This window comes from Clostridium drakei (genome assembly GCF_000633595.2).
GTDB classification, from domain to species: domain Bacteria; phylum Bacillota; class Clostridia; order Clostridiales; family Clostridiaceae; genus Clostridium_AM; species Clostridium_AM drakei.
Window position 1 is genome coordinate 1 of sequence record NZ_JIBU02000120.1, and the last position, 443, is coordinate 443.

The 443-nt window shown below is 55.3% G+C and carries 1 rRNA gene; it reads left to right on the forward strand.

The features are described from left to right. Nucleotides 1-443 (forward strand): 16S ribosomal RNA (locus EG57_RS0225095); the annotation flags it as partial.

The following is a 443-nucleotide window of genomic DNA, read 5'->3' on the forward strand; positions in this document are numbered from 1 at the left end:
ACTGAGACACGGTCCAGACTCCTACGGGAGGCAGCAGTGGGGAATATTGCACAATGGGCGCAAGCCTGATGCAGCCATGCCGCGTGTATGAAGAAGGCCTTCGGGTTGTAAAGTACTTTCAGCGGGGAGGAAGGGAGTAAAGTTAATACCTTTGCTCATTGACGTTACCCGCAGAAGAAGCACCGGCTAACTCCGTGCCAGCAGCCGCGGTAATACGGAGGGTGCAAGCGTTAATCGGAATTACTGGGCGTAAAGCGCACGCAGGCGGTTTGTTAAGTCAGATGTGAAATCCCCGGGCTCAACCTGGGAACTGCATCTGATACTGGCAAGCTTGAGTCTCGTAGAGGGGGGTAGAATTCCAGGTGTAGCGGTGAAATGCGTAGAGATCTGGAGGAATACCGGTGGCGAAGGCGGCCCCCTGGACGAAGACTGACGCTCAGGTG